Source organism: Wolbachia endosymbiont (group A) of Therophilus tumidulus, from assembly GCF_964277345.1.
GTDB classification, from domain to species: Bacteria; Pseudomonadota; Alphaproteobacteria; order Rickettsiales; family Anaplasmataceae; genus Wolbachia; species Wolbachia pipientis.
This window is the reverse complement of the sequence record NZ_OZ195515.1, coordinates 1,195,703-1,222,572: the sequence shown is the minus strand read 5'-3', so window position 1 is coordinate 1,222,572 and position 26,870 is coordinate 1,195,703. Positions and strand designations below refer to the sequence as shown.

The following is a 26,870-nucleotide window of genomic DNA, read 5'->3' as shown; positions in this document are numbered from 1 at the left end:
AGTAACTGCCAGTTCTTTTCACTTGAGCGATGCAACAAAGCCCACTGGGATCCAGTTTCACCTTATGATGGTGTCATGAAAGTAGCTGACACTGGTTTCCATCCAAGACGGTGTCATTCCTTACTATTACCCACAAATATAAATGGACTAAAAAGTAAAATATTACAATATTAAAGTTTGCAAATATTGAGGGTGTAAAATGGCAAGTAAAAGTAGTGAATGGGCTAAAAATGAATTTGGAGATAAAAGGTTAACTGAGCGATTAGTAAAGATTGCTGATATGTTTGACAAAATTACCTGAAAGTTAGATTAATCAAGCATGTGAAAGTTGGTCAGAAGCAAAAACAGCATAACGTTTTTTTCAAAATGAGAATGTAAAAGAAAGTGATATTTTAGCTACACATATTAATAAGACGGTTGAGAGAACAAAAGCTCACAAGAGGGTTCTTGTCATTCAAGATACCAGTTACATTGTATATAATAACCATAAAAAAACAAGCGGATTAGCAAATTTGTCCAGTTATGATACTGCAAAAGGTATTATAATGCATACAGCTCTTGCCGTTAGTATAGAAGGTTTGGTACTAGGGATACTAGATCAAAAAGTTTATTCAAGACCTGAAGAAACTGAGAACCTTAAAAAAAAGAGCGATCGCATTGAAGATAAAGAAAGCGTAAAGTGGTTGGAAACTTTAAGAAAAACAAATAATATTATTGATCCAACTCAAACTGAGACTATAACTGTATGCGATAGAGAAGCAGATATATATGACTTTTTTGAGCTTGCACATAGTCTTAATTCGGCAGTGCTAGTTAGAGCATGCAGAGATAGAGCAGTAAATAGAAAATCTCGATATCCTGAAAAAGGTGAGCAGAAGTTATGGGCATTTATTAAATCCTCTCATTGTGCAGGTACGGTAGAAGTTGAAGTTCCTGTAAAAGATAATAAGCCAAAAAGAACAGCACGTTTGGAAGTTAGATTTGGAAAGTTTATGATGAATCCATCTAAGAATAATATTAGGCATAAGACGGAAGAACTACCTAAATTACCACTTTATGCAGTTTATGTTGTTGAGAAAACTCCCCTTCCCTTAAAAAAAAACCGCTAGAATGGATGCTATTAACGAATCTTTCAGTTAATACTTTCGATGAAGCTGTTGAAAAAATTAGTTGGTATCAACTATGTTTTTTAAAAATTTTTTTATTTGTGTAATTTTGCAAATTATATGGGCAATAAAAACCCGTTTGTCATAGAAATAGAATTTTATATCAAACAGCTACCACAGCAATTTCTGCTTAAGCTAATGAATATGTGCTTTAAGTCTGTGTGGACGCACATATTCATTAGCCAATTTCAGTTACCGTTGTGAAGATTTTTAAGTATGCAAATTAATTGCTTCTTTAAGTCTTGTATTAGCAATTACTATAATTTTACGCATTAGGGCTGTTATAGCCACCATCTTCTTCTTACCACTTTCAACAAGCTTAGAATAAAAGGCGCCAAGTATAGATTTTGACCTTGTAGCAGCCATAGCGGCTGTAAAGAGCTTTGAACGAACGTTACTTCTACCACCTGTAATCCTTCGGTAACCAACAGCTTTACCACTTTCTTTTGGATGCGGTGCAACTCCGGCAAGACTTGCTACTTCTTTTCTATTTAAGTAACCAAGCTCTGGCATTAAACACAAAAAATCTTGTGATAACTTTTTACCTATTCCAGGAACTGTTTTAAGAATTTTTTGGCGTTGTTGTAATTCGCGGCTTTCATCAATAATCTTTTGTATAGTATCATTGAGTTCGTTTATTTGACTATCGAAAAACTCAATGGTCTTTTGACAGCTTTCTTTTATATGATCATTTTCCGGTGCTTCAAGTCTGCATTTTTCTTGAGTTCTCATTTGCGTAATATCATCACGACGTTGACAAAGTGCAGCCAAAGTTGATTGTTCTGTAGAGGTAGGTACAAATAGAGAGATAGTTCTATGGCGTTCAAATCCATATTGAGCAAGAGCTCTTGCATCTAGACTTTGCTAAAGTTCCGTGAGATAAAATAAAGCTTTTTACTTTACGAGTATTAGCTCGATGCACGGCAATATTTTTGTCGGTAAGAAAATGTGATAAGCCAAGCTCATATTTCCCTGTATTTTCTAAAGTCACTAAAGCATTAGGTAGAATATCTGAAAACTCTTGAAATAATTGTTGCCAACCAGAAGCATTATTATCAAATTCGACAGCATTCTTCTGTTTGTGAATTGCAACGACATTTTTAAATTTTCCGATGTCAATGCCAATAAAATTTTGATAAGATGTAACCATAATAAACCTCGATAGTTTTAGTTAATTTAAGATTGTAAACGGGTGCATATATATGTCCCAAGCAACTATTCAAACGTATCGAGAGATAGGGCTAGCGTACCTTGATACCAACGGTTGTAATACCAATTTCCTTTCGGTCGCGCACGCCCGCTATTCCTAGTGAGCAGGGTTATCTTTCTCTCTTATCTCTTTTATATCACGTTTTTAACTTACAATTGCCTTAGATGGAAAATAGAGATATTACATAAAATTTTAAATCCGGTCTCAAAGTTGAAGAATGTAGGCTTGGAATAGCAGAAAGACTAATGAGATATCTAACAGTTATGAGTATTATTGCTTGGAGGATCTTCTTTATTACATCAATTGCAAGAGCTAACCCAACATTACCATGTACTACCTTATTAGCTGAAGAAGAATGGAAAGTTTTATACGTTAAAATACACAGAAAACCATGTCCAAGTGTAGTTCCCAACATAAAAGAAGCTGTTTCATGAACTTGGAGGCCATTTAGCAAGAAAAAATGACCCAAAACCAGGACCAATTACTCTTTGGAAAGGATATAAACGTCTCTTTGATTTAGCAGAAGGATGGCGACTTGCTCACGAACCTCATATTTGTGGGTAATAGTAAGATTTGATATGCTGCCAACACTTATGTTCAAATTAAAAATGTCATTTATGATACTAGCCACTTCACGCTTTGAGTTTTTGTAAAATCCGCTGAGTGCTGCAATTATAGACTTAACCCTTGGACCAAATGTATCTGGCGTAACACCTTCTGGTAACTTGCTACTTTTTCTTTTTCTGCATCTCCAACAACGACCATGTTCCAATTACTACATAAGGCCTAATTTCCGGAAGATCAACTTTTTGGTGAACATAAGGTTTTTCGCATATTACAAGCTCTCCTCCGCATTCGCAAATATTAGGCAACTCTATTTTTACTACTTTATCCGCTTCCATTGTGGCATGAAAATTTCCTTTATGCCCAACCTGATCGCCAACATTCCTTTCGCTTTTTGGCTTGTCCTTTTTTGTTTTGTACAATTCTTTAGAGCTCGGTAGAGATGAATTTTTCGAGTTTAAACCAAGCCTTTCCTTTAATTCAGCGTTCTCTATCTTTAAAGCTTTATTTTCTGCTTTTAAGTTTTCTATCTCTGCTTTCAGTTTTTCTATTTTTTGCTGTAAATTTTTGCAAAGTTCTAAAAGGTTTACCACATTACCTCACTTTTGCTCTATGATTATCTTTATTATCTTGCTTTGTCTACCTTATTTTGCCGCTCCCCTGAACGGACAATGGCGTCAACTTAAGAGCCTCCATTAGCAAACTCTCCTAAAGACATGATGGCGTTTGGGCTTATCTACCTTATCGCGGCTATACAATCGTCCTGGTCGGATTTTAACTTTAGCGCGTATACTTAAAAAGGGCTTGAAAGTTTTTTGGCGCAATAAGTACCTGATAGAGTTTCTGCCTCATTACACCAAATAAAACTGAAAAATTTAAACGATACTCAGCAATTTGATCTGGATTCCAAGGCCCTTGTGCATCACACATATGAAGCGACAATATATTACACATGACTAAGTTTGCCCAAAATTCTTGTAATACAGCCTCTAAATTTACGCCAGAAAAATTCTCTAATTCTGCACCTATTTTGAGTCGTTTATAGCACTCCTCTATATGCCACCTTAACACATAAGCTTTGCTGATATCTTCCAAAGTAAATTTTACTCGGTCAAAAAGTGAAGTAATCAATACCTCTGTTTCTCCGTTGGCTAATGTCAGCACTATAACTCTTACTTTCTGTCCTTTCATTTTATTTTTTAGCTTTTCATTTTCTAATATAAAATCGAAATCTAATTCGCCAGATGCAATTCGTTCCCATAGCTTGCTATAATTTCTTTTTTGCAAGCGAAAAATAAAATCTACTTCCAAATCATAATGCTGCTGAATGAATTTTACTGAAGGATAACCACGATCATAGATAAATAATTTGATTTAATGAACGCATTTGAGTGATAACTTCGGGTAATTGCTCTTCCGCCAACGTTTGTTCACCTATATTCCAAGCCGCAAGACGAGCACTACAAATCAGCGAAGTACACAAATCAACAAACAAATTGCCAATGGTGGCATTGTGCCTGTTGTTCCATTTGGTTTAAAGCGGCCAAACTCGGATACAATTTCCTCAGAGCTGGGTAATCTCATACCAGAACCATCTGCTGCAATAAGTCTATAGCCTCTCCAAGTTCCATACTCAGGTTCATCCTGATAGGCTGTTTGGATGCTTAAATTCTTGAAAGCCTGTATGGCAAATCTTATACCTTGCTTTAGAAAAAGCTTGCTTTGAGGGTGGAGTTTTACATGTCAATGGCTCCATAAGTTCACATTCTATTCCCAAACTTTTTTTAACTAACTTTACAATCATAGAAAATACTGTCGAAAAAGGAAGTTTTCTTGTTCGTGTAAAACTGTTTTTTCCAACACAATGGATTCTCTGAAAAGCTTTCGAGTATATTATATTTTTAATTTGTAGAATAAAATTTTTTCCTTTTTGCATGTTTCACCTAAAAAGGACACATTTTAAACTTCTTTGTTGAAATAAAATAGAAACAAAAGTGCTGTTTCCTGCGGCTTCTGGATAATTTAATGGTAAAAGTTTTAGAGAGAAATTTTATACACTATCGCTGATATTTTTCCTTAAGTTGACGCCATTGGCTGAACGGATACAATTTACTAAACAGAAAAAAAGGCAAAAGAAACCCTAGGGTAGCTAGTTATTCACTATCCATTTTTTAAGTTAGCGTTTTTTAATGTTTTAAATAGCGCATTTCAGCTTATATTAGGTAAAAACCTAGAAATTTTATAAAGACATAAGGTGCACATAGTGCAAAAAATTAAGCATGATTTACGCCAAATACATTAAGTTTTTTGTCATTAATCCACTGCAGAGATTGCGAAGATAAATAAATAGCTTCAGTGTTATAATAAGGGGGCTGGCGAAGCTTGTCAAGGAAGTTTTTATGATTTATCTAACGAACTTTACACTTGCTAAAGTTGTACCATCTTGGTAACTTTAACTGAAAGAAGTTATTTTTTATCCAATATGAAAAAAGCCTTTATATTCACATCCTTAATAGCAATTATATTGATAGTTATTACTTATTTATACAGAAACGACGGAACTAATGACTCACAAGTGGTAAATGTTTATTCATCGCGCAAAGAAGAATTAGTACGTACTTTGTTTGATGAATTCACGAAAAATACAGGTATTAAAGTACGTTACATCATTGATGATTATTCTCAGCTACTTTCACGAATGGAAAACGGTGGTGAAGCTGACTTATTTTTGACTGCTGATGCAATCAACTTAATTCTAGCAAAAAAAAGAGGACTTTTATCTCAAGTAGATTCAGAGGTTTTAAAAAGTGTTATACCTGCAAGATTTAGAGACAGTGAAGATTATTGGTTTGGTCTTACAAAAAGAGCTAGGATATTGGTTTACAATAAAGAGTCAGTAGACCCTAAGGACTTAAGTACTTATGAAGATTTAGCAAATGAAAAATGGAAAGGAAAAATATTAGTGCGTTCTTCTACAAGTCCATATAACAGATCGTTAATTGCTTTTATGATTGCAAATAATGGTTTTGAAAAGACGAAAGAATGGGTAAGCGGAATTGTGAGCAATATGGCAAGAAAACCAAGTGGTGGTGATACTGATCAAATTTACGCCGTAGCAGCGGGTGAGGGAGATGTTGCAATAGTAAACAGCTACTACTTTGCGAGAATTCTTTCATCAGAAAATAAAAAGAATGTTGCAGACAAGCTAGGGGCTTTTTTTCCTAATCGCAACGATCACGGTGTAATGGTAAACATCAGTGGTGCAGCAGTAACAAAAAACGCAAAAAACAGGGAAAATGCTATAGTCTTATTGGAATTTTTAGTAAGCAAGCAGGCTCAAGAGTTATACGCTAAAAAAAACCAAGAATATCCTATTATTGAAGGCGTTGAAACTTCCGATATACTAAAATCTTGGGGAAATTATTCACAAAGTGATTTGCCTCTAAGTGAACTTGAGAAGCATCTTTTTGAGGCTGTTATGATAGCGGATGAGTGTAAGTGGAAGTAATCCCCAGCGCCACTAAACATTGGGATGAAAGATTTATGCTAATATACCTTACTCTTGACTCGCTGAACTTTTTCTTCCTTCTAACTTAATTTTGACTTTACTATCTTTTTCCGTTCTTTCACCAAAACAATTGCTGCACAAGAAGTCTATTGAAAAAAGGTAATAAGAAAGTAGAATAGGTTCAAGTAGTTGAAAAGGAAACTATGAACAAGAGAAGGAATTTGTTAAACATCTCAGACCTTACAGTCGATGATGTAGAAAATATAACTAAGTTGGCCAACCAGTACCTTAAAAAAGAAGTTGCAAATAGTCATATCTTGGAAAATAAGACAGTAATAAATTTATTCTTTGAAGATTCAACGCGTACACTTGCGTCTTTTGAAATAGCAGCAAAAAGCCTTGGAGCAAATGTTGTAACTTTGCCAATAAGATCTTCTTCTATTAACAAGGGAGAAGATCTAAAAGACATGATCAAAACATTAAATGCAATGAATCCTGATTACATAATAATCAGGCATAAAAGTAGTGGTATCATTAATACACTGGCAAAGTATGTTAACTGCTCGCTAATCAATGCAGGCGATGGAAGTAGTGAACATCCAACTCAAGCTCTTGCAGACTATTTTGTAATCAGCAATCACAAAAAGCAAATAAAGGACCTCAAAGTTGTGATATGTGGAGATATTCTGCACAGTAGAGTTGCAAGATCAAATATAAGATTGCTAAAAATGTTTGGAGCAGAGATAAACTTGGTCGCACCACCAACTTTGATTTGTAAGCATTTTCCTGAAGTAGATTCAGTCCATTATTCATTAATTGAAGGTATAAAGGATGCTGACGTAATTATGCTTTTGAGATTGCAGAAAGAGCGCATGAATAATAGTTCTTCAGAGAAAGAATATTTTTATTTGTATGGACTTGATTCACAAAAGCTATCATACGCAAAACCAGATGCGATTGTTATGCACCCAGGGCCAATAAACAGAGGGATTGAGATTAGCAGCGATGTAGCAGATTGTGTTATTTTACAGCAAGTAGAATTTGGATTGGCAATACGTAAGGCAGTGTTGCACTATTATAGGCCTTGCTAATATTAAAAGATGCTACACAACTAATGCAAAAAGGGGGGGCATGAAATGACAAGGCTTGTAAATGGTTTGAGAATGGCCATTAAGATGTTAAGGCCGAGGATATGGTGTGGAAGTTTTTACGAAAGCCTGAAGTCAATCAACAACCTTGCAGAACGGCAAATTAGACGGCTATCGTAAAAACAGCTTTTTCACCTGGTCGGAACATGGAGAAAGATTTGTGGAAAGAATAGACCTCTTTCGAAACTCATATAGACAGCTCAAAATTGTGAATTCCTGCTATTAAATTGAATCTCAAGCCAAAACGTTTTCTCCGATTGCGGTATCTGTCTGCAATAATTTTGAATCTTTTTAACAGACCAATTACATTAGACCTCTTTCGAAACTCATATAGACAGCTCAAAATTGTGAATTCCTGCTATTAAATTGAATCTCAAGCCAAAACGTTTTCTCCGATTGCGGTATCTGTCTGCAATAATTTTGAATCTTTTTAACAGACCAATTACATTCTCAACTACTACTCTTTTGCTTGCTAGCTCCCGATTTTCTACCTTTTTTTCCTTAATTAAGGGACTCTTTTTCATCCTTCTGTGTGGCAACTCGACATTTTTGTGAATTTTCTGAAAACCTCTATAGCCAGCATCGGCTAAAACTTTTATACCTTCTGATACATGCACTTTTGACTCCTTGAAAAGCCGAAAGTCATGCTTTCTCCCGTTTGAAAATGACGTACAAATAATTTTCTTGCTCTTCTTTTCTGCAATTATTTGTGTTTTTAGCGTATGTTTTTTCTTCTTTCCTGAATAAAATCTTTTCTGCTTTTTTTTGGTCTCTCTACAGGTGTTTCCGTTGCATCAATCACCAAAATCTCATATTTCACGTCGCTTTTTAGGAGTTCTTTTCGTCCTGGCAATGCGAAATCTTGGTGTTGTATTAGAGTATCCTCTACCCATTTTACAGTTTTATATGCCGTACTTTCACTTACTCCATAACTTTGACTTATGTGAAAATATGTACGGTATTCTCGTAAGTATTCTAATACCATGAGCAGCATATTCTCCTCGTTTAGCTTATTTTTCCTTCCTCCTTTGGCTTTCTTTTTTTTATTTTCTTCACATAAAATCCCTACCATTTTGTTAAATGTTGATCTCTTTACTCCTGTTAGTCGACGAAACTCCCCTTTATCGAGCTCTTTCACTATTTCATACTTCATTTCTCCTTACCTCAAAATTACTATTTTTACTGCTTTATCCTAGTTTCGAAAGAAGTCTAATGTTGTCGATATTTTTGACATCACGTCTCAATGGCCAAAATCCCTTCCAAAAGTTACGACTGCTTAGTTCTTTATTCATTCTCACAATCCGTGAACGGTTACAACCTGGATTCCAGTGGGCTTTGTTGCATCGCTAGCTATGATGGATTAAAGATAAAAAAGATAGGGAATATCAGTAGCTTATTATTCTGGTATTTATAACAAGAACGGTCAATGAATACCTAAATTTGAGTAAAAGAAATTTCACTACCATTTACCAATCCGGCTAAAATTCAAGAATTTCAATGCTTTAGCTATTTTCAATAGAATTAAATTTATTAATATAAATAACAAATTACTATTCTTAAATTTGATCAGATTGATTGCAAAAAAACAAGATTTTCAATAGGTTGCTTATAATCCTAACTATAGTTAGCCTTTCATAAGTAGCGATGCAACAAAGCCATTCCAGTGTCAGCTACTTTCATAACACCATATTACCTTAACAAAAGCAAATGTTCGTACAGATGTGCATCAGCTACTTTCATCTGCCACCTGCAAATTGCAATGTTCGTACAGTTATGTGTCAGCTACTTGGATGACACCGTTGAAAGAAATGAACCGCCTTTTCAAAATCGTTTTGAATAGAGGAATAACATTCACAAGTAAAATTTCATATTACCATTTTTTAATTTATGTATTATAATAAGCTTAATTTATAAGAAAAACAAAGTTGGAAGAACTAAGCAAAAACTGGGTGGTAAGAACGGGAAGATTTTTATCTTCATTGTTTTTTTTACTGTTGATTGCGCTGTCAATACGTAGTTTTTTATTCGAGCCATTTCATATACCTTCTGGTTCAATGAAAAGCACCCTACTTGAAGGGGATTACATTTTTACTAGTAAATATTCATACGGTTACAGTAAACACTCATTTCCATTTTCTCCAAACATTTTTAGCGGCAGGATTTTTTATACCCCTCCAAAGCGTGGCGACATAGTAGTTTTCAAACCCACAAGAAATGACAGCATCAGGTTTGTTAAGCGAGTAATAGGAACACCAGGTGACAAAGTGCAAATGATAGAGGGAGAATTATACCTAAATGATCAGAAAGTAGAGCGAAGGCAAATTGAAAGTTTTTTTGATTATGAGTCAAATCGTAACATACCAAGATATATAGAAACGCTTTTAAGTGGCAAGGAACATGAGATTTTGGTAGATGACATTTCTAATAAGCTATCATATAACACTCCGGTTTATTATGTACCTAACGATCAATTTTTCGTTATGGGAGACAATAGAAATAATTCTTTAGATAGTAGGTTTCCTGAAGTTGGTTTTGTACCAATGGAAAATATCATTGGGCGTGTAAGCATAGTTGGTTTATCATTTAAATTAGGAAAGGTCGATTGGTTACCATTTAATTTCAGGTTACCTGTTGCTTTGAGATTAAATAGGGTATTGCACAAGGTTGTGTAAGCTTTTTCTACCTATTTGTTAATTCACACAACTCTAAAGAAGAATTTTCTAACTCGGCGATAGTGTTGTTAATTTCATTCAAGTCATTGCCTTGTAAAGCGTTTTTTGCATTTTGTAATAGGTTTTTCAACTTTTGATCAGTGGAAAGGTTATTATTGTTTTCAACCAAGTGTATGAGTTTATTTCCATTAATTTTAGCACCTGCAAGGGAACGAGCCTTCATATCTTCGTCAAAACTGTTTATTGACTGGTTAACCATATTTTGAACATCAGCTTCACTCAAGCCAAAACTTGAATTTACTTTAACTGTCTGCTCAATTCCAGTAGTTTTTTCTCTTGCAGTAACAGTCAAGATTCCGTCAACGTTAACTGTAAATTCTATTTCAACTCTTGCAGAACCTGCAGGCAGTGGCGGTATACCTTTTAGTTCAAACTGCGCTAGAGATTTGTTATCCTCTATCATTTCACGTTCTCCCTGACAAACATGAATTTTCATTGCTGTTTGCCCATCAATATAAGTTGTAAACTCTTTTATCTCTGAAACTGGTAGTGGTGTATTTCTTGGTATGATTTTTTCAACTATGCCTCCCATAGTTTCTATGCCAAGTGATAAAGGTAGAACATCCAGGAGAATATTCCTATCTTTTGAGCTCGAAGTTAAATCATGAGCCTGCAGAGCTGCCCCAATGGCAACTGCTTTATCTGGATCCACGTCATTTAGTACTTTATTTCCAAAGAGTTTGACTAGTGAATTTTGAACCAATGGTGTTCTAGTTGCACCACCAACTAAAATTACTCCTTTTATATTATCAATTTTAAGATCTATGTTGCTTATAGTACGAGTGACTATATTGATAGTCTTATTGACCAAAGAACTGATTGCCTGCTCGAATTCTTCTCTGGTAATTTCGCACTCAAATGGCTTGCCGTTAACATTAAATTCAAAGATACCTATAGTGTGATTGCTTAGGTACTCTTTCACAGAGCGTGATTCGATAAGTAAGGAATTTAGTTGCTTAGCCGTCTTTTCTCTATACTTATCAATCACAATTGAACTCAGCAAATGATCAAAATCATCACCGCCGAGTTTGGTGTCACCACCAACCGCAAGGACTTGAAACACTCCTTGGTGCAATTTCAATATCGAAATATCGAACGTTCCGCCACCAAGGTCATAAACTGCATATATTCCACTGCTATTGTTCTTTTCAATGGAGTAAGAAAGCGCTGCAGCGGTTGGCTCGTTAACGAGGCGAAGAACTTCTATTCCAGCTAATTTTGCCGCATATTTGGTTGCGTTACGTGCTGAATCGTCAAAGTAAGCTGGCACAGTAATCACTGCTTTTTTTACTTCCAGCCCCTTAGACTTTTTTACCCTCTCACATAAAGCTTTTAATATCTCAGCAGAAATCTCAATAGGAGTAAGATACTTTTCCTCTGCGCATTTTATTCTAATAACTTTTTCGCTTTCATGATCTATTTCAAAATTAACGCCTTCTTTATTTAATTCTTCAACACTTTTACCCATTAAACGCTTTATTGAGTAGATTGCATTTTGACCGACATCGTAGCCAGTTTTCAATGTATTATTTTCATATGAAAGAGCAGAAGGCAGCAGTTCTCTTCCTTGTTCATCTTTAAATATCTCCACGTTGCCAGCTTTATTTACCATAGCAATCAAAGAATTGGTGGTGCCAAGGTCTATACCAAAAACTACTTCATTTGAATTTGGTTCAGAAATTTGAATTGGTTGCATTCTTTTTCACCTCCTCAAATGACTTATATAAATATTTCAATCTTAAGACTTGTGTAGCAGCTCCATCAAAATTCTTTACAGCAAAAGTGTTAATTAGGTTTTTAATGCAACCTTTTATTTTTTCATCAATCATCCTGCTTGCAAATTGTAGATCGTCGCAGTCCAGCAAATACTCTCTTATTTCCATTGATTCACTTAATATTTCAGAATTTAAGTGGTCCTTTTGGCTTTTCACATCAAAAAAATCCAGCAAATGCTCAGCACGCTTTAGCGGTGACTTTAGTATCTGATAAGCTCTGTTAATATTTTCCATGTTTTGGGACTGTCTTTCATTTATATCAGTCCTGCTTAGCTCGATATATTTTTTCTCTAACTCATCAAAGCTGATATTGAAAGCTGGTTCAATTTCAAACAATGCAAAATAGTTGCTAGACATGAAAACTCTCTCCACAACCACATTTTCCTTTCTCATTAGGATTTTTGAAAACAAAACCCGATGAAAATTTTTCTTCTACATAATCCATTTCAGAGCCAAGAATAAACATGACGGATTTTGGGTCGATCAACACTTTAACTTTTTGGCCATCACTACAGTTTTCTTCAATTACCGACTCTAAAGGACGAGTATCATATGCATATTCAATATCATATTTTAAACCAGAACATCCTTTTTGCTTAATTAGCACTCTTATTCCTATTGCTTCTTCCGGTTTCTCAAGGTTAGTATGCTTCTTTTGGTCCAATAAATACCTTATCCTTTCTACTGCTTCCGCAGTTATAGTGATAAGTTTTTTATTCTTTTTTACAGTTTCACCTCCGCCTACTTCTTGATATTCACCCATGTTCGTAGCTTCTTAATTCTTTTGTTTACTTTGATAGTCATGAATAGCAGCCTTTATAGCATCTTCAGCAAGTACCGAACAGTGTATCTTCACTGGAGGTAAAGACAACTCTTCCACTATTTGAGTATTCTTTATCTGTGTAACGTCACTGATGGTTCTTCCCTTTATCATCTCTGTTAACAAGGAACTTGAAGCAATGGCAGAACCACAACCAAAAGTTTTAAATTTTGCATCTTCAATAACACCTTTGTCATTGACCTTTATCTGCAATTTCATTACATCACCGCACGATGGTGCACCAACTAGGCCAGTACCAACATTTGGATCATTTTTATCCAGAGAGCCAACATTCCTTGGATTTTCGTAATGATCTAAAATTTTCTCATTATAACTCATAAAATTACCTGTGAACCGCTATTCTACATTATAACATATTTAGGTTAAAAACTAAAGTAAAATACACTCAAAAAGTGTAATTTTTGTAAGGTAAAATTGTAGTTTTTGAGTGCATTTTACTTTACAAATTCACGTAGTGCATGTCATTCTTTATATTGTAATTAAGTTTATAATTTAAAAAGGAGTATCCCTTGAGTTTGTTTAGTAACCTTTATCAGGGCCTGTTAAAAACTTCTTCTCGCTTTAGCGACGGGGTGAAAAGTATTTTTTCTGGCAAAAAAAAATTAGATCAGTCGCTTTTAGATGAATTAGAAGAATTGCTAATTAGCATGGATATTGGTCATAAAACTTCCAAGTTGATTATCGATAGGCTCACAAGCATCAAATTTGACAAGGAAGTTGAGTATAATACCATCACACAGCAGCTAATGAGCGAAATAGAATCGATATTGAACCCTGCTGTGCAACCGCTAATTTTAAACAAAAAACCACATATAATAATGGTATGCGGAGTAAACGGTAACGGTAAAACCACAACTATAGGTAAGCTTGCATATAAATATAAGGAAATGGGAAAATCCGTTATGCTTGTTGCATGCGATACATTTAGAGCGGCTGCTAGTGAGCAATTAAACATTTGGGCAGAACGTTCTGATTGCTTAATTGTTACTGGAGAGTACGGTAGCGACTCTGCAAGTGTGGCATACAGAGCTGTAAGTCAAGCTATAAAAGATAACGTTGATGTTGTTCTAATTGACACAGCAGGAAGGCTGCAAAATAATGTGAACCTTATGGAGGAGTTATCAAAAATATATAGAACGATAAAGAAATTGGATGACACTGCCCCTCATGATGTTATTTTAGTTCTTGATGCAACTACCGGCCAAAATGCTTATAGCCAATTAGAAGCATTTAGCAAAATGGTTAATGTTACCGGGCTAATCGTAACAAAGCTAGATGGCACTGCTAAGGGTGGAGTGGTAATTGGACTTGCAGAAGCTTATAAGATAAAGTTACATGCTATAGGAATTGGCGAAAATATAGAGGACTTAAGGGAGTTTACTAGCAAAGAATTTGCTGAAGCGTTATTTAATTGTAATTAAAAATTTCTCTTAATTCCCTTACGTGACCAAGCTTAATTATCTCAATATCGTGAGAAGAGTAATTACCATTTTTAGGCATAATTGCTTTTTTGAATCCTAACTTTTGTGCTTCTTTTAGTCTGAGATCAGCATGCGAGACATTCCTAATTTCTCCTGAAAGTGCAACTTCACCGCAGATTATTGAAGAAGTTGGCAGCGGTAAATTTACTACACTTGAAATAAGGGAAGCAGCAACAGCAAGATCAGCCGATGGTTCCTGTATTTTGAGTCCCCCTGCAATGTTTAGGTATACCTCTTTATCATGCAAAAACATTTTGCAACGAGCATTTAGCACTGCGATGATCATAGCCAATCTATTAATATCCCACCCAACTACTGCCCTTCTTGGGGTTGCCATATTAGTTCCTGCTATTAATGCTTGCACTTCCATTAAAATTGGTCTTGAACCTTCAATTCCTGCAAATACGGCGCTGCCAACTACTTCTCTGTCATGGGCCATCAGAAACAATGATGATGGGTTATCAACAGGCACAAGTCCTGCTTCAGACATCTCAAAAACACCAATTTCATTTGCAGGGCCAAATCTATTTTTAATAGTGCGTAAAATGCGGTATTGATTGCTATTTTCACCTTCAAAATATAATACCGTATCCACCATATGCTCCAAAGTTTTAGGTCCAGCTATTTGTCCATCCTTAGTTATATGGCCAACTATTAAGAGGGAAATACCATATTGTTTCGCAAGAATGGTTAATTCATGTGCGCAAGTGCGGACCTGAGTTACAGTTCCTGGTGCTGATGTAATTCTGCTATCATACATTGTTTGTATAGAGTCAATTACTAAGAATTTAATACTTTTATTTTCCTTTATTGTTGCTACTACATCAGTTAAAGACACTGTAGATAAAAGCTTAATTTTAGGTTCATTTATCTTAAGACGCTTTGCTCTGAGACTCACTTGCTCTAAAGATTCCTCGCCAGATACATAAAGACATTCAAAAGAGGAAAGTTGCACAACATTAGCTGCAATTCTAAGCAAAAGGGTGGATTTCCCAATTCCAGGTTCGCCACCAATTAAAATGCTAGCACCTTGAACGATACCCCCACCAAAAACTCTATCTAATTCTTCTATTCCTGTTAAAAAACGACTTGGAGTGATAATTTCGCTACCCGATAACGTCTTTATTAAAATTGGTGCAGATATACTTCTTTTGCTCGTTTTTACTGCTATTTCCTCAACAACTGTATCCCAATTGTCACATGCAATACACTTCCCTACCCACCTGCCAGTGCTATGACCACAGGATTGACATACATATACAGTTTTCATCAAAGCCAAAATTATTTTGTTGTAATTGTAATAAAAATTAGCTGAATATGCGAAGTAAATCTATAGCTAACCCAAGAAAGGGTTCCCTATGTCATACCGCGATTCATTCGCGGTATCTCTAGATCCCGCTAACAAGTAGCGGGATGACGAGCTTATCGTCACGCCGCCGCGAACCTTCATACCGCGATTCATTCGCGGTATCTCAAAGCATAGATCCCGCTAACACGTAGCGGGATGACGAGGTCATGCCACCGCGCGAACCGTCATACCGTCACGGTATCTCTAGATCCCGCTAACACGTAGGGGAATGACGAGGTCATGCCGCCGCAAACCGTCATACCGCCGCGGTATCTCTTAGCCGCTAACACGTAGCGGGATGACGGTTGTCGTTTAGCTACAAACGTTAAGAAATTTACCAAATGAAAAAAAAGGCAAAAGAAGCCCTGGGGTTATTATCCGCTTTAAAATATTGGCGTTTTTTATGTTTTAAACGCTTGACAAGCAAGATTAAGCTGCTTTTAATTGCAACTAACTTACGCTGCAAATGTTTAAGAAGTTTACTAAGCAGAAAAAAAGACAAAGAATCCCCGAGTTAGCTAGTCTTTTACTATCTCTGTCGAGTATTGGCATTTTTTGATGTCTTGTAACGCTTTATAAGCGCGTTCAGCTTATTTAGATAAAAATCTAGATGTAGATGAAGTTTTGTAAAGACATACAGTATCTATGTACTGCAAAAAATTAAACATAAGACGCCGATACATTAAGTAATCCTTACCTTTTAATCTGCAGATTGGCGAAAGCAAATACAATAGCTTCAGTTTTATGATAAGGGGGCTGGCGAAGGGTGTCAAGCAAGTTTTTTGTTTCTATTCCCAATGTTATATGGTTATGCAAGAAGTCTAATAGCAAATTTTTAAGTTTCTCTTTAACCAGCGGGCTCGCATGAGGAGAGGAGAGTAAAGGTCCTCTTCCATAGATATCTTCACACTTTTTTCTTCTTCTGTAGTTGGCGGACGAGTAAGAAAGTGAATCTTTGGTGCGCCACTAATTATTGCCATTGGTGTTTGCTCCGCCCCTTCTCCCATAACTAAAACAGCAGACGTTGCCAACGCATCAAGAAGATTGACTTGTGTTACTTGCAGTGGTTGATCATAAAGATCTGGCTTGCCTATATAGGAATAAAATGGTTCAAATCCACACCAACCAAGAGCAACGCCCGTAACCCCAAGGCGCATAGGTGTTATGTTACTATCTGTAATCAAAATACCAAGATGTTTTATGCAGTGTTTTGTCTTGAGATAGTTCCATATTGATAGAGCTGTTTTCTGAACATCCTTTGGGTATAAAATATACATTTCATTACCATTTGATTCATCAATACCAGCAGATGGAATTAAGATATTGTCTTTGATTGTTAAATAGATGCCGTAAGAATTATGGTCTACATCAACAATTGCATCAGCTTCTCTTTTGATTAGCTCTTCTTTAGAACAAGCAGTTTTGCAAACCACTTGTTTTTGACAAATAGAAATGATTTTTGATGTGATAGCAAGAACAACTTCCTCTCCTAGCAACTCTGAAACATAGCGATCAAGAACCTGCTCTAATACTTCCCCACATTCAATGCGGTGGGTATAAATTGCTTTAACATGCATATTAACGTATTAGCCTACATATAGTATAATCTTTCGTTTTGGTGAGAATAGTTTTATGCCATCCATCAAGAAGTGTTAAGTTGAAATATACATCACCTTTATAGGGTTTGTGAATTTCTGTTATGATAAATTCTGAGATTAGATCATACTCCAAAAAAAGATGCGCTATTTGTGCTCCACCAATCATGAAGACTTTAGAATTACTTTGGATTGACAAAAACTCTTGCATAGAAGAAATAATAGTGCATTTTACTCCTCTGTTAAAACAAGAATTTAATTTGTTACGAGAAAAAACAACAGGGATACGATCCTTCAATATGTTTTGAGGCATAGTTTCAAATGTTTTTCTTCCCATAACAATAACTTGTTTGTCAGTCACCTGACGAAAATGATCTAACTCACTTGGATAATGCCAGGGCAATCCATTATTTATTCCAATTACCCCCTTGGGATCAACAGCCATAATTCCGATAACTATCATCCCTGTAAAGCAGCTTGAGCTACAAAGAATCGCATGTGATCACGCACATTATGCACTCGAAGGAAATCAACCTTGTTGTGCAATGCAGATGATAAAGCAATTGTTTCTAAATCTCGGTTAAAGACAGGTTCTGTAGAAAAAGAAGAAATAAATGACTTTCTAGAATGACCAACCAGAACTTTGCAGCCAAAATTTTGTAACGTTTCTATACTGCGTAAAATCTGGATATTCTGGTACATAGATTTGCCAAAACCAATACCAGGATCAATAATGATCGAGCTTTGATCAAAACCTAGGGCAAGTAACCTGTTAATGCTCTTTTCTGCCCAATTATTTATGGTATCAATTGGATCAATGTCACTTGGGATAATGTTGTCACTATGTGGTGGTATGGAGAGTGAATGCATAATAACGATACTACATCCACTGCTAGCAATCGCTTTTAAGGTATTATCATCTAGATCTCCCTTCTGATCGTTTACCCAGGCAATGTTGTAGTGTTCCAAAACATTTAAAATAACGTCTGACCAGAAGCTATCAATGCTGACTTTAATGTCACCAACTTTCATATATTGATTAAGGTCATCAAGCACTGGTTTTAAGCGTGCATATTCTGCTTTTGGAGTTTGTATTGAGGAGCCAGGTCTTGTTGATTGAGCACCAAGTTCAACTATGCTTGCACCATCTGATAACAGCCGCAGTGCCTGCTTGGTTGCTTGATCTGCATCATAATAAAGACCACCATCTGAAAATGAATCAGGAGTAATATTAACAATACCTACAAGCTCTGGTGAAAGCGTAAAACTCCTTAAAAAGCAATCCTTAATGTTAGGGTTAATAGTACCAAACGTTTTGTTAACTACTGCCATGGGACTCAGCATTGCCATCAAGTGAAGCAAAAATGGTCTGTTTATCAATTCTGGGTGAGGAATCTTAAGGTAGGGTGTATCAAGTGTCAGGTCATCCCATAACAAAATATCCAAATCAATAACGCGAGGTGCCCATTTTTCATAGACCTGCGGGCGGCCAATGTCACACTCAATTTGTTTAAGGCCCTTTAACAGCTCTTCAGGAGAAGAAGAACAACTTCCATACACAACCATATTTAGAAATGGCTTATTCCACTGAGGTGGAGCATCATTTGGTAAAATAGCCTTAGTTTCCAGAATAATTGAAGATTTTAAATTTTTAAAATAGCGTTCCTGCAGTAACTGAGCAGCCTTTTGTAAATGGGAAAAGCGATTCCCCATATTTGAGCCAATAGAAATGTAAATCATTCTTGCAACGCATTACGATAAGTAAAGAAAACACCTCCATGCACACTGGGGACAGGTGGTGCAACTTTGTGAATAGTTACGCCTATAGAAGAAATAATAAGCTTTTTTTGCATCACAAGGTTATTAATGGTCCTGTATATATCATGAGTTAAATGCTCGATTAAGTTGAATTGCTTGCTTTGAACGAGAGATTGAATACTCTGAACTACCTCCAAGTAGCATATAGTATCCTCAAGCCGGTCAGTTGTAAGTCCTAAAGGGGGGGATTTAAAGGTAAAATCAATATTAACACTAACTAATTGAGAATGATACTTCTCTTCTGCACTATAGCCTAAATGAACCCAAAGCCGTAAGTCAGATATAAGAAGATTACATGCAGACATTGCATTCCAACATCACTGAGTTTAAGCTACTTACAACTACTAACACACGCTAGCATTCATCATTCCATCAAGAAAACCCCACAAGAGCCTTGCTCCCTTTTGAGCACCCTGCATAACTTTATCTTGCTCTTTTTCATCTAGATCTTCAATAAGATTTGCACATTCCTCAGAATGCCATTCATCAGCATGCATATGGACCGTAAAAAATTGAAGAGAACGCTCATCACTTATTGAATAGTGTTTTTTTAAACCTTCAATTTTAGACTTGGAAACCTCTGGAGTTTGACGTTCGTAAGCGTACAAGGCTCCAAGACCTGCTGCAAAACCTGATCTTACAATGTCAAAGTAACCATCAATTAATTCTTGTGTCTCCTTAATCTGTGCACTTTCACGAAGATCAGATCGCGCAACGCCAAGCCCTTCAGCAAAACGTTTCCATAACTCTGGATGATTTTCATCACCTTGTTCCTCTTCTATTAAATTACCAAGTAAAACCTGTCGCATTTTTAGATCTGGGCACAGAAAATGTATACCACTGATGTAACGAGGAAACGCAGCAACGTGGTGATAATATTCTTTAGCATAGGTTTGTAAAGCTTGCAAGCTTAAGCTTCCTGTATTCCATGACTGGTAAAATGGATGATTTAGTAAGTGCAATTCATCTAACTTGTTATTTAGAGACTTAGTAAATTCCATCATTTCCCCCATTACATTAATATATAGTTCATATACTATAGTTTTCTCATTGTTACGATCATGCTAACAATGGTGGGATTGGTAGGACTCGAACCTACGGCCAATTCGTTATGAGCGAACTGCTCTAACCGACTGAGCTACAATCCCTTTTATCAATATTTATAATACACACAAAAGCAAATTTGTCTATTAGCTTATTTCACTATCAACCCAACTTAGCAGATCATTTGTTGCACCAATTTTGCGTGCAATTTCCTTACCATCTTGAAATATAATCAAAGTAGGTATAGATTGAACCCCATACTTACTTGGCACTTCAGTCCCTTCATCTATGTCGAATTTGCAGATCTTAATCTTGCCTTTTCTGTCTTTAGCCAATTGTTCGATACGTGGCATTAGACTTTTACATGGCCCACACCATTCTGCCCAAAAGTCTATCAGAACAAACCCTTTATAGTCAGTGACTTCAGATTTGAAATTTTGATCATTTACCGATGTAATATCATCACTCATAAAATACCTAAATTTTTGTAAAATATAGCGTATCTATTAGCAGTTAATCAACTAAATTCTTACCGCAGAGCTTGAAAAATTGCCCTAAAGTGTTTTGCACAAACAAAAAACTTCTATTACATCTGGTGGTTAAAGATATCCACGTTTTCCCAACCCATTAAGTCTAACTCAATACGAGTAGGAAGAAATTCAAAGCACTTTTGGGCCAATTCTTTTCTATTTTCACGTTCCAGCATTAAGTCTAGCTTTTCCTTTATCCTGTGGAGATACAAAACATCAGATGCAGCATAACTTTTTTGTTTGTCTGTTAAATTTTCATTTCCCCAATCAGAAGATTGCTGCTGCTTATTTAGTTTGGTATCAAGCAGCTCTAAGCACAACTCTTTTAAGCTATGATTATCTGTGTAAGTGCGAACTAAACGTGAAGCTATCTTTGTGCAATAGCACGGAAGTGCCCAAGTTTCCAAGTAATAACGTATTATGCTCACATCAAATCGCGCGAAGTGAAATATTTTAGTTATATTTTTATCCTCTAATATTTTTCTCAAATTTGGCGCTGTATAATCGTTCTTGAGTTGAACTAAGTGAGCGTTGCCATCATTAAAAGAGAGCTGCACAAGGCATAATCTATCTCTGCTATGAAGTAGCCCCATTGCCTCGGTATCAACAGCTATAGACCTTATATCATCTGGTATTGAACTAGCTGGCAAGTCGTCTTTATATAAAAATATTCCCATAAAATTAATACATTTTTTGGCACAATTGAAAACCTATGATAATCAAAAATGAGTCTTAAGTATACGAAAAGATCATAGAAGGAACCACGCAAATTTATGGGCTCTCACATTTTTCGTGTACACGGGGTTTACAAATCGCTGTATATGCCTATAATTAAGTAAATTTAGGTTAATTTAATTGCGGGAGTAGCTCAGTTGGTAGAGCGCAACCTTGCCAAGGTTGAGGTCGAGGGTTCGAACCCCTTCTCCCGCTCTTTGCTTTCAAAATCATTTCGTCAAAAATCCCTTGACAAACTCCGCCAGCCCCCTTATCATGAAACTGAAGCTATTTATTTATCTTCTCTGTACAGATTAAATGACAAAAAAACTCACGTATCTGGCGTCCCATGTTTAATTTTTTGCACTATGTGCACCTTATGTCTTTATAAAATTTCTAGGTTTTTACCTAATATAAGCAGAAATGCGCTTATAAAGCATTTAAAACATCAAAAAACGCCATACTTGAAAGTATAATGTAAGTAATTAGCCAACCACGGGGCTTCTTTTGCCTTTTTTTTCGTTTGGTAAATTCCTTAATATTTATAGCTAAGAGAGCCCAAGAGAGGTGTCATTCCAGCGCGTGACGCTGGAATCCCAAAAAAAGGATGATGTCATCCCAGTGCTTGACACTGGGATGGCTTTGTTGCATCGCTCAAGTGAAAAGAACTGGCAGTTACTGACAAAATTCATTATAAATAGCCATTTAACTGTTGAAGAAAAAATATGCCACAAAAAATGAGAGTCAGTAACTGCCATGAATATAACAAATTTCTCCAAGAAAGAGGAAGCATTTTTTGTTATATCAATGACGCCATAGAAAATTGGTACGAGAATTGTCCAAAAATGCAGGGCGGCAACTATATTTATAGTGATAAAGTTGTGATTTTGGTGCATATAATCGTCAGTTTCTTTAGAATTGGTTTAAGACAAACAGTCGGGTTTATAAAAGGGTATTTGCAACAAATAGGAAGAGATTTGGCAGTTATCAGCTATTCACAAGCATCAAGAAGGTTTAAGAAACTTAATATTAAGATAAATGATTGCAGAATTGATAAAAATATAGCTCTTTCCATAAAAGTCCGGATGTGATAGGATAAGGGTAGATGATGATAAGGAGGTTGAATGCCAGCAGCATATAGTTATGATTTAAGAAAAAAAGCAATGGAAGCGCTAGACGAAGGAGAAAGCAGAGAAACAGTGGCAGCAAGATTTAAGATTGGACGAACTACTTTATGGGAGTGGCAGCAAAGAAGAAAAGAAACAGGAGACTTTCAATCAAAAAAACTTGGAAATGGGGGTTACAATCACAAAATTACCGACTGGGATACCTTTGCCAAATTTGCCAGAGAACACGGAGGAAAGACTCTATCGGAAATGGCTAAACTTTGGAACAACGTTAGTATCCAAACGATCTATCGAGCCCTTAAAAAAATTGGATTTACGCGCAAAAAAAGACATATGGATACAAGGAAAGAAACGAAGAAAAACGTGCTGAATTTTTGAAAATTATAGCGACAAAAGAACCTAAAAACTTAGTGTATATAGATGAGTCTGGCATTGATAACACCGAACTACGGATATTGCCAGAAAGGACAGCGGTTTTATGCCTTAAAATCTGGAAAGAAAACTCAACGAATCAGTATGGTTGCAGCCTTAAGTGGAAGAAAGATAGTTGTTCCGTTAACCTTTGAAGGCCACTGTAATATGGATGTTTTTAATGGATGGTTTGAGCAATTTTTGACACCGATCTTGGAACCTGGACAGACTGACCTTACCCAGAAAAAGTGGAGAGAAAGAAAGGAGTTTTTTCGGGTAAAATAAAATTTTGGAGGATTAGAAATGGCAAGAGAATACACGGCAGAATTCAAATTGGAAGCTGTTAAGCTGGCAAATGAACAAAGAAAGGTAGGTCAACCAGTTGCAAAAGTAGCAAGAGATCTAGGAATAAGGGATAGTGTATTAGGAAAATGGATGAAGAAATATAACGAAAAAAAGTCAGCGGCAAATGCATTTCCAGATGTAGCACCTTATGACAAAGAGAGATTTGATTTACAGAAAGAGTTAGCAAAAGTAACAAGAGAAAGAGACATTTTAAAAAAAGCCCTGGCCAGTCAAAAAGAGTAAAATATTTTTTTATAAAAGAGCATAGTAACTGCTATAAAGTACAGGAATTATGTAGGATTTTCTGCTAGTGGCTACTATAAGTGGACCACAAGAAAAATAAGCAGTAGAGAATCAGCAAATAAAGAGTTATTAGCAGATATTCAAAAAATATATCAAGCTTCTAAATGTAGATATGGAGCTCCTAAAATTCATGCTGAATTAAAGGCTTTGGGTAAAAGTTGCAACTTAAAAACAGTGCAAAGTATTATGCAGGAAAATGGTATTCAGGCTATATTGAGAAGAAAATTTAAAATTAAGAAACAACAAACGGACAGTAGCTCCCAATATATTAGACCAAAACTTTATTGTCGATCAACCAAATAAAGTATGGGATTACTTATATAAAAACCAAAGAAGGATGGCTATATTTGGCAACAATAATCGATCTATATTCACGCATGGTAGTTAATGAGCAGTTCAATAAATAAACAATTGGTTATGGACTCTTTATTAATGGCCGTTAACAAGCGTAAACCTGCCAAAAATCTACTATTAAATAGTGATCAAGGTTCACAATATACTTCGCAAGGTTATCAATATCTCTTATCCATAAAAAACATAGATGAGTCATAAAGGTTGTTGTTACGACAATTCTGTTGTGGAAAGCTTCTTCAGTTCTCTAAAAAGGGAGTTACCAATAGACACCTCTCGGCACTCTAAACAGCATATCAAAACTGCTATATTTGAATATATAGAAATTTTTTATAACAAACAACGTCACTATTAACTATTGCATTTCTGAGCATTTTGATTCATCATTCTCTTTGTGAAAAACATTCCAAACTTTCTCTCCACTTTTTCTGGGTAAGGTCAGTCAGCTACTTGGATGACAGGGGAGGGAGGTGCTACCCTGACAATCGTCATCCCGCTACGTGTTAGCGGGATCTAGAGATACCGCGAATGAATCGCGGTATGACGGTCTGCGGCGGTATGACGTAGGGCTGCACTAGCTATATCATGCATTTTATTAACCGACACTATAAACAACATCCTTACAATTATGAGATTGAACCACAACTTGCTCAAGCGTTAAGCTGCTGCGTTTAGCGTCTTTACCGTGGTTTTCCCCAAGAACATTTGTTCTTTCGTGTTTTATTTCTTCAATGAATTTCTTGTTAACGCTTTCAGGGTCAATCTTTTCCTGCGAATATATAAGATTAGTGCAATTTGTTTTTCTATAATAATGTATGCCAAAACCCACAATGAGTAATGCAAGTATACCAGAACCTATAAGTAATGATAATCCTATGTTATTAGTCAAAGGGTTTTGGTAAAATTTTTGTACACCATTAACACCATGTGTTGCAAGTAGCCCTAGAGGAAACGCTATATTTGCAGCAACTACACCAGTAAATAATGCAGTAAATATTGGTCTGTCGTTAATTACTGATTTTATTTTATTAGTTCTAGTAATTACTTTTTCGTCAATGTTAGTGAAGCCTTGTTTAGCTTCCCAAGCATTAAGTACAAAATTTGAATGAGTGCCATTGCTATATTCCAGTCTTACAGATTTTATAGCTTTATCTTTTGGCTGGTGCTCCAACACCTCAGCTAAAATTTTATCCGCATCTTTTTTTTGAATGGAATGTTCTTCAGTATCTATAAATTGCCTTGTTGCAAAAAATATTGGACCAATTGCAAGCAATGCAGCAAGTGCGATAACTGGTATAGTGATATATTTTGGGCTGTTTGTAAAAAATGCAATAAATTTTGCTTTATCTTGTAAATATAATAAAGCTGCAGATATACTGAGTATAATAGCACTTGCAGTAAAAATTATAAAGCCCTTCTGCTGCATGGAATACTTTGCTCTTGGCAAGAATCTGTTTGTTTTTTTATTTGTTGTGCCACCTACATCAGAATTTAGTGACAAAGACTCTTCAGAGTCATCTGTCTTATATGATGGTGGAGAAGTTGAAGGTACATTGCTAAGTTTGTTACTTGATTCTCTGCTTAACCGTGTTAATGTTTTATCAAGATCATCAGGATCATCAAATACTGTCTCTTGAGAAGGGGATCTGCTTAGAGTTGAATTTTGTGGCACGTCAACATGAGTTTCTTCACCTTTTGTTTCTTCTAGGGAAGGAGGTGATACTTGAGTCTCAAGAGTTAACGGATCTCTTGAATTAGCATTGCTGTTTTTTTTCTCTTTAAATTCTTCCTCTAACAAAGCTTTTAAAGCTGTATTTTCATCATTTTTTTTCGGAGTACTTGTCCTAAGTGCTGGTATTGGTAAAATTCCTGGTGTTATCTCGCCATCTTCACTTATTGATGTGGAAGAAATTAATGTTACTGTTTGTTCTTCATTTACTGGTCCAGGCATATTCACTCCAAAATTAATTACTATGCTGCATTGATTACGCTATAGTTATTAAGATATAGTAAATACCAATTTACGGATAATTATTAGTATAGAAATTGTCTATCAAAGATTCTTTCATTCAGAGGGTAATCTTTGTCAAAAAGCAAAGTTATTGTGTTTTCGTGGTCTTTTTGTATTTTTATCTGTGATATATTATGAAACTCCTTGTAATCTGATACTACAAGTGCTGGACGGTTTTTTGTGTCGTTAATGTCAATTTGTACGATTGTATCGTTTGATATTAACGCTCCATTCCAATGCCTTGGGTAATAGCTATTGATAGAAGTGAGTGCAAGTAAATTTGAATTTAGCGGCAAGATTGGGCCACCGGCAGAGAAGTTGTATGCAGTGCTGCCTGTGGGGGTAGATAATATTACTCCGTCCCCTCTAAATTTTTCTACTTTTAGCTTATCATTAATAGTAATATTCATCTCTACTATTTGGTTCGCTTTTCTAAAAACGTATACTTCGTTTACTGCTATGTAATGATATCTCTTGCCACTTGTGTCTGTTGCTTCCATTTTTAGCAAAGTTAACTGAGTTGAAGTTGCATGCTCTATATGATCAATTAAATCTTCACTGCAGCTAAAGCATTTATTCATCAAAAACCCAACATTGCCAGTGTTTATCCCATACACATGCATGTTTTTATTTTCTATGACGTAATTGTGCAAAGTGCGTAGCATAAAGCCATCACCGCCAACAACTATCAATAGATCGATTTCGGACTTATTTTCTTCTGTTATATTGATAAAATTAAGTTTCTTTAATAGTTTAGATACTTCCTGCGATTTTGGTGATGGAGAAGCAACATAGCCTATATTTTTGTATTTATGCATGCTTCAGTAAACTCTCTAAAACTTAAAGAG

General features: G+C 35.7%; 29 protein-coding genes, 2 tRNA genes and 6 pseudogenes. 17 read left to right on the top strand and 20 right to left on the bottom strand.

Annotated elements, in window-relative coordinates; all coding sequences use genetic code 11:
* Window positions 1-199: 199 nt before the first annotated feature.
* Window positions 200-1,183, top strand: a pseudogene (locus ACICQD_RS06465) (IS4 family transposase); the annotation flags it as partial.
* Between the two features lie 193 nt (window positions 1,184-1,376).
* On the opposite strand, the pseudogene ACICQD_RS06460 reads toward ACICQD_RS06465, so the two are convergent.
* Window positions 1,377-2,316: pseudogene (locus ACICQD_RS06460) on the bottom strand (IS110 family transposase).
* Between the two features lie 216 nt (window positions 2,317-2,532).
* Here ACICQD_RS06460 and ACICQD_RS06455 point away from each other — a divergent pair.
* Window positions 2,533-2,940, top strand: a pseudogene (locus ACICQD_RS06455) (IS4 family transposase); the annotation flags it as partial.
* Between the two features lie 7 nt (window positions 2,941-2,947).
* On the opposite strand, the pseudogene ACICQD_RS06450 reads toward ACICQD_RS06455, so the two are convergent.
* Together ACICQD_RS06450 and ACICQD_RS06445 are read right to left on the bottom strand one after the other, a co-directional pair.
* Window positions 2,948-3,533: pseudogene (locus ACICQD_RS06450) on the bottom strand (DUF6444 domain-containing protein); the annotation flags it as partial.
* A 102-nt stretch (window positions 3,534-3,635) separates the two neighbouring features.
* Window positions 3,636-4,876, bottom strand: a pseudogene (locus ACICQD_RS06445) (IS4 family transposase).
* Between the two features lie 546 nt (window positions 4,877-5,422).
* Here ACICQD_RS06445 and ACICQD_RS06440 point away from each other — a divergent pair.
* The 3 genes from ACICQD_RS06440 to ACICQD_RS06430 all read left to right on the top strand — a co-directional run bounded on the left by ACICQD_RS06440 (window position 5,423) and on the right by ACICQD_RS06430 (window position 7,716).
* The gene (locus tag ACICQD_RS06440; RefSeq protein ID WP_010082338.1) at window positions 5,423-6,448 is read left to right on the top strand and encodes a Fe(3+) ABC transporter substrate-binding protein; all 1,026 of its coding nucleotides are present in this window, start codon (window positions 5,423-5,425) and stop codon (window positions 6,446-6,448) included.
* Between the two features lie 203 nt (window positions 6,449-6,651).
* Window positions 6,652-7,539, top strand: coding sequence for an aspartate carbamoyltransferase catalytic subunit (locus ACICQD_RS06435; protein WP_038199193.1), 888 nt, complete (start codon window positions 6,652-6,654; stop codon window positions 7,537-7,539).
* Window positions 7,540-7,584: 45 nt separating this feature from the next.
* Window positions 7,585-7,716: a hypothetical protein gene (locus ACICQD_RS06430; protein ID WP_255317428.1), complete on the top strand. Its 132-nt coding sequence runs from the start codon at window positions 7,585-7,587 to the stop codon at window positions 7,714-7,716.
* Between the two features lie 67 nt (window positions 7,717-7,783).
* On the opposite strand, the pseudogene ACICQD_RS06425 reads toward ACICQD_RS06430, so the two are convergent.
* Both ACICQD_RS06425 and ACICQD_RS06420 read right to left on the bottom strand, forming a co-directional pair.
* A pseudogene (locus ACICQD_RS06425) lies at window positions 7,784-7,906 on the bottom strand (IS5/IS1182 family transposase); the annotation flags it as partial.
* A 16-nt stretch (window positions 7,907-7,922) separates the two neighbouring features.
* A protein-coding gene (locus tag ACICQD_RS06420) for an IS5 family transposase (protein ID WP_395461446.1) occupies window positions 7,923-8,749 on the bottom strand; the annotation gives its coding sequence in 2 pieces (ribosomal slippage) (window positions 7,923-8,362 and window positions 8,362-8,749; 828 coding nt in all).
* A 772-nt stretch (window positions 8,750-9,521) separates the two neighbouring features.
* Between ACICQD_RS06420 and lepB the strand changes: the two genes are divergently transcribed.
* On the top strand, window positions 9,522-10,268 hold the full coding sequence (gene lepB / locus ACICQD_RS06415; RefSeq protein WP_395461769.1) for a signal peptidase I: 747 nt from the start codon (window positions 9,522-9,524) through the stop codon (window positions 10,266-10,268).
* 7 nt (window positions 10,269-10,275) lie between these two features.
* Here lepB and hscA read toward each other — a convergent pair whose 3' ends face one another.
* The 4 genes from hscA to iscU are packed head-to-tail and all read right to left on the bottom strand — an operon-like array spanning window position 10,276 to window position 13,262.
* Window positions 10,276-12,024, bottom strand: a complete 1,749-nt coding sequence (gene hscA, locus ACICQD_RS06410; RefSeq protein ID WP_395461768.1) for a Fe-S protein assembly chaperone HscA — start codon at window positions 12,022-12,024, stop codon at window positions 10,276-10,278.
* Window positions 12,002-12,460, bottom strand: a complete 459-nt coding sequence (locus tag ACICQD_RS06405; RefSeq protein ID WP_395461833.1) for an iron-sulfur cluster co-chaperone HscB C-terminal domain-containing protein — start codon at window positions 12,458-12,460, stop codon at window positions 12,002-12,004. Before ACICQD_RS06405 ends, hscA begins: the two co-directional genes overlap by 23 nt.
* On the bottom strand, window positions 12,453-12,866 hold the full coding sequence (locus ACICQD_RS06400) for a HesB/IscA family protein (protein WP_038199190.1): 414 nt from the start codon (window positions 12,864-12,866) through the stop codon (window positions 12,453-12,455). Before ACICQD_RS06400 ends, ACICQD_RS06405 begins: the two co-directional genes overlap by 8 nt.
* Before the next feature lie 12 nt (window positions 12,867-12,878).
* Window positions 12,879-13,262 carry a Fe-S cluster assembly scaffold IscU gene (iscU, locus tag ACICQD_RS06395; RefSeq protein WP_007548853.1) on the bottom strand — a complete coding sequence of 128 codons (384 nt, stop codon included), beginning with the start codon at window positions 13,260-13,262 and terminating at the stop codon, window positions 12,879-12,881.
* Between the two features lie 191 nt (window positions 13,263-13,453).
* On the opposite strand from iscU, the gene ftsY reads away from it, so the two are divergent.
* Window positions 13,454-14,365 carry a signal recognition particle-docking protein FtsY gene (ftsY, locus tag ACICQD_RS06390; protein ID WP_010962907.1) on the top strand — a complete coding sequence of 304 codons (912 nt, stop codon included), beginning with the start codon at window positions 13,454-13,456 and terminating at the stop codon, window positions 14,363-14,365.
* Here ftsY and radA read toward each other — a convergent pair.
* The 9 genes from radA to ACICQD_RS06345 form a co-directional block, all read right to left on the bottom strand.
* Window positions 14,352-15,695 carry a DNA repair protein RadA gene (gene radA, locus ACICQD_RS06385; protein ID WP_264723993.1) on the bottom strand — a complete coding sequence of 448 codons (1,344 nt, stop codon included), beginning with the start codon at window positions 15,693-15,695 and terminating at the stop codon, window positions 14,352-14,354. The genes ftsY and radA overlap by 14 nt on opposite strands.
* Window positions 15,696-16,594: 899 nt before the next feature.
* Window positions 16,595-17,350 carry a putative folate metabolism gamma-glutamate ligase gene (locus ACICQD_RS06380; protein WP_264329633.1) on the bottom strand — a complete coding sequence of 252 codons (756 nt, stop codon included), beginning with the start codon at window positions 17,348-17,350 and terminating at the stop codon, window positions 16,595-16,597.
* Window position 17,351: 1 nt separating this feature from the next.
* Entirely contained in the window at window positions 17,352-17,831 is a 480-nt protein-coding gene (locus tag ACICQD_RS06375) for a dihydrofolate reductase (RefSeq protein WP_341820507.1), read from the bottom strand.
* The gene (gene folP, locus ACICQD_RS06370) at window positions 17,828-19,108 is read right to left on the bottom strand and encodes a dihydropteroate synthase (protein ID WP_209472574.1); all 1,281 of its coding nucleotides are present in this window, start codon (window positions 19,106-19,108) and stop codon (window positions 17,828-17,830) included. Before folP ends, ACICQD_RS06375 begins: the two co-directional genes overlap by 4 nt.
* Window positions 19,105-19,491 (bottom strand): dihydroneopterin aldolase, encoded by a 387-nt coding sequence (locus ACICQD_RS06365; protein ID WP_007548841.1) that lies wholly within the window; start codon window positions 19,489-19,491, stop codon window positions 19,105-19,107. Before ACICQD_RS06365 ends, folP begins: the two co-directional genes overlap by 4 nt.
* A gap of 39 nt (window positions 19,492-19,530) precedes the next feature.
* Window positions 19,531-20,187: a CADD family putative folate metabolism protein gene (locus tag ACICQD_RS06360; RefSeq protein WP_022626367.1), complete on the bottom strand. Its 657-nt coding sequence runs from the start codon at window positions 20,185-20,187 to the stop codon at window positions 19,531-19,533.
* 70 nt (window positions 20,188-20,257) lie between these two features.
* Window positions 20,258-20,334, bottom strand: a tRNA-Ile gene (locus tag ACICQD_RS06355).
* Between the two features lie 42 nt (window positions 20,335-20,376).
* Window positions 20,377-20,700 carry a thioredoxin gene (gene trxA, locus ACICQD_RS06350; RefSeq protein WP_209472576.1) on the bottom strand — a complete coding sequence of 108 codons (324 nt, stop codon included), beginning with the start codon at window positions 20,698-20,700 and terminating at the stop codon, window positions 20,377-20,379.
* A gap of 116 nt (window positions 20,701-20,816) precedes the next feature.
* Window positions 20,817-21,437: a ribonuclease D gene (locus ACICQD_RS06345; protein WP_010962900.1), complete on the bottom strand. Its 621-nt coding sequence runs from the start codon at window positions 21,435-21,437 to the stop codon at window positions 20,817-20,819.
* A 180-nt stretch (window positions 21,438-21,617) separates the two neighbouring features.
* Between ACICQD_RS06345 and ACICQD_RS06340 the strand changes: the two genes are divergently transcribed.
* The 10 genes from ACICQD_RS06340 (at window position 21,618) to ACICQD_RS06295 (ending at window position 24,366) form a co-directional block, all read left to right on the top strand.
* Window positions 21,618-21,690 (top strand) — tRNA-Gly (locus tag ACICQD_RS06340).
* Window positions 21,691-22,056: 366 nt separating this feature from the next.
* Entirely contained in the window at window positions 22,057-22,215 is a 159-nt protein-coding gene (locus ACICQD_RS06335; protein ID WP_265017762.1) for a hypothetical protein, read from the top strand.
* Window positions 22,200-22,565, top strand: a complete 366-nt coding sequence (locus ACICQD_RS06330) for a transposase (protein WP_155969141.1) — start codon at window positions 22,200-22,202, stop codon at window positions 22,563-22,565. Before ACICQD_RS06335 ends, ACICQD_RS06330 begins: the two co-directional genes overlap by 16 nt.
* Before the next feature lie 33 nt (window positions 22,566-22,598).
* A complete protein-coding gene (locus ACICQD_RS06325; protein WP_007549224.1) occupies window positions 22,599-22,979 on the top strand; it encodes a helix-turn-helix domain-containing protein in 381 nt (126 codons plus the stop codon).
* A 42-nt stretch (window positions 22,980-23,021) separates the two neighbouring features.
* Window positions 23,022-23,297 (top strand): transposase, encoded by a 276-nt coding sequence (locus ACICQD_RS06320; protein WP_010082387.1) that lies wholly within the window; start codon window positions 23,022-23,024, stop codon window positions 23,295-23,297.
* 18 nt (window positions 23,298-23,315) lie between these two features.
* Complete coding sequence (locus tag ACICQD_RS06315; protein ID WP_038198869.1) at window positions 23,316-23,600, top strand: transposase; 285 nt, start codon at window positions 23,316-23,318, stop codon at window positions 23,598-23,600.
* Window positions 23,601-23,621: 21 nt separating this feature from the next.
* Entirely contained in the window at window positions 23,622-23,963 is a 342-nt protein-coding gene (locus tag ACICQD_RS06310; protein ID WP_395461832.1) for an IS3 family transposase, read from the top strand.
* A complete protein-coding gene (locus ACICQD_RS06305; RefSeq protein ID WP_285534504.1) occupies window positions 23,945-24,067 on the top strand; it encodes a hypothetical protein in 123 nt (40 codons plus the stop codon). The genes ACICQD_RS06310 and ACICQD_RS06305 overlap by 19 nt, the downstream gene beginning before the upstream one ends.
* Window positions 24,048-24,212, top strand: coding sequence for a DDE-type integrase/transposase/recombinase (locus ACICQD_RS06300; protein WP_395461767.1), 165 nt, complete (start codon window positions 24,048-24,050; stop codon window positions 24,210-24,212). The genes ACICQD_RS06305 and ACICQD_RS06300 overlap by 20 nt, the downstream gene beginning before the upstream one ends.
* Complete coding sequence (locus tag ACICQD_RS06295; protein WP_081600772.1) at window positions 24,202-24,366, top strand: IS3 family transposase; 165 nt, start codon at window positions 24,202-24,204, stop codon at window positions 24,364-24,366. The genes ACICQD_RS06300 and ACICQD_RS06295 overlap by 11 nt, the downstream gene beginning before the upstream one ends.
* 240 nt (window positions 24,367-24,606) lie before the next feature.
* On the opposite strand, the gene ACICQD_RS06290 is transcribed toward ACICQD_RS06295, so the two are convergent.
* Both ACICQD_RS06290 and ACICQD_RS06285 read right to left on the bottom strand, forming a co-directional pair.
* On the bottom strand, window positions 24,607-25,962 hold the full coding sequence (locus ACICQD_RS06290) for a hypothetical protein (protein ID WP_341820503.1): 1,356 nt from the start codon (window positions 25,960-25,962) through the stop codon (window positions 24,607-24,609).
* A gap of 83 nt (window positions 25,963-26,045) precedes the next feature.
* A complete protein-coding gene (locus ACICQD_RS06285; protein ID WP_070356930.1) occupies window positions 26,046-26,840 on the bottom strand; it encodes an NAD kinase in 795 nt (264 codons plus the stop codon).
* Between the last annotated feature and the right edge of the window lie 30 nt (window positions 26,841-26,870).

Excerpts from the sequence above, each read along its gene's own strand:
- ACICQD_RS06440 (WP_010082338.1), top strand. The coding sequence starts at position 5,423 with ATGAAAAAAGCCTTTATATTCACATCCTTAATAGCAATTATATTGATA.
- ACICQD_RS06435 (WP_038199193.1), top strand. The coding sequence starts at position 6,652 with ATGAACAAGAGAAGGAATTTGTTAAACATCTCAGACCTTACAGTCGAT.
- ACICQD_RS06430 (WP_255317428.1), top strand. The coding sequence starts at position 7,585 with ATGACAAGGCTTGTAAATGGTTTGAGAATGGCCATTAAGATGTTAAGG.
- hscA (WP_395461768.1), bottom strand. The coding sequence starts at position 12,024 with ATGCAACCAATTCAAATTTCTGAACCAAATTCAAATGAAGTAGTTTTT.
- ACICQD_RS06405 (WP_395461833.1), bottom strand. The coding sequence starts at position 12,460 with ATGTCTAGCAACTATTTTGCATTGTTTGAAATTGAACCAGCTTTCAAT.
- ACICQD_RS06400 (WP_038199190.1), bottom strand. The coding sequence starts at position 12,866 with ATGGGTGAATATCAAGAAGTAGGCGGAGGTGAAACTGTAAAAAAGAAT.
- iscU (WP_007548853.1), bottom strand. The coding sequence starts at position 13,262 with ATGAGTTATAATGAGAAAATTTTAGATCATTACGAAAATCCAAGGAAT.
- radA (WP_264723993.1), bottom strand. The coding sequence starts at position 15,695 with ATGAAAACTGTATATGTATGTCAATCCTGTGGTCATAGCACTGGCAGG.
- ACICQD_RS06380 (WP_264329633.1), bottom strand. The coding sequence starts at position 17,350 with ATGCATGTTAAAGCAATTTATACCCACCGCATTGAATGTGGGGAAGTA.
- ACICQD_RS06375 (WP_341820507.1), bottom strand. The coding sequence starts at position 17,831 with ATGATAGTTATCGGAATTATGGCTGTTGATCCCAAGGGGGTAATTGGA.
- folP (WP_209472574.1), bottom strand. The coding sequence starts at position 19,108 with ATGATTTACATTTCTATTGGCTCAAATATGGGGAATCGCTTTTCCCAT.
- ACICQD_RS06365 (WP_007548841.1), bottom strand. The coding sequence starts at position 19,491 with ATGTCTGCATGTAATCTTCTTATATCTGACTTACGGCTTTGGGTTCAT.
- ACICQD_RS06360 (WP_022626367.1), bottom strand. The coding sequence starts at position 20,187 with ATGGAATTTACTAAGTCTCTAAATAACAAGTTAGATGAATTGCACTTA.
- trxA (WP_209472576.1), bottom strand. The coding sequence starts at position 20,700 with ATGAGTGATGATATTACATCGGTAAATGATCAAAATTTCAAATCTGAA.
- ACICQD_RS06345 (WP_010962900.1), bottom strand. The coding sequence starts at position 21,437 with ATGGGAATATTTTTATATAAAGACGACTTGCCAGCTAGTTCAATACCA.
- ACICQD_RS06330 (WP_155969141.1), top strand. The coding sequence starts at position 22,200 with ATGCCACAAAAAATGAGAGTCAGTAACTGCCATGAATATAACAAATTT.
- ACICQD_RS06325 (WP_007549224.1), top strand. The coding sequence starts at position 22,599 with ATGCCAGCAGCATATAGTTATGATTTAAGAAAAAAAGCAATGGAAGCG.
- ACICQD_RS06320 (WP_010082387.1), top strand. The coding sequence starts at position 23,022 with ATGAGTCTGGCATTGATAACACCGAACTACGGATATTGCCAGAAAGGA.
- ACICQD_RS06315 (WP_038198869.1), top strand. The coding sequence starts at position 23,316 with ATGGCAAGAGAATACACGGCAGAATTCAAATTGGAAGCTGTTAAGCTG.
- ACICQD_RS06300 (WP_395461767.1), top strand. The coding sequence starts at position 24,048 with ATGAGCAGTTCAATAAATAAACAATTGGTTATGGACTCTTTATTAATG.
- ACICQD_RS06295 (WP_081600772.1), top strand. The coding sequence starts at position 24,202 with ATGAGTCATAAAGGTTGTTGTTACGACAATTCTGTTGTGGAAAGCTTC.
- ACICQD_RS06290 (WP_341820503.1), bottom strand. The coding sequence starts at position 25,962 with ATGCCTGGACCAGTAAATGAAGAACAAACAGTAACATTAATTTCTTCC.
- ACICQD_RS06285 (WP_070356930.1), bottom strand. The coding sequence starts at position 26,840 with ATGCATAAATACAAAAATATAGGCTATGTTGCTTCTCCATCACCAAAA.